At 72.3% G+C, this 235-nt stretch carries 1 pseudogene; it reads left to right on the top strand.

The window, feature by feature from the left end:
* Positions 1 to 235 (top strand): annotated as a pseudogene (locus A3764_RS25400) (MATE family efflux transporter); the annotation flags it as partial.

Below are 235 nucleotides of genomic sequence, written 5' to 3' on the forward strand. Positions count from 1 at the left end.
GGCGGGCTTTTCGTCAGCAACGCGGCCTTCAACAACCTCGGGCGGCCCGGGTGGTCCACATTGGTGAACTGGATCAAGGACGGCGCGTTGAGCTGGCCTGCGGCGGTGATGCTGGGGGCGCTCTTCGGCGCGCCGGGGGTCATCTACGGGCAGGCGCTGGCGGGGGCCGTCGCCGGGCTGGTGGCGGCGGTCTGGGGCTGGGTCTTCGTCCAGCGGCTGGGGGTCACGCTTGCCC

The organism is Sulfitobacter sp. HI0129 (assembly GCF_001635395.1).
GTDB lineage: Bacteria > Pseudomonadota > Alphaproteobacteria > Rhodobacterales > Rhodobacteraceae > Sulfitobacter.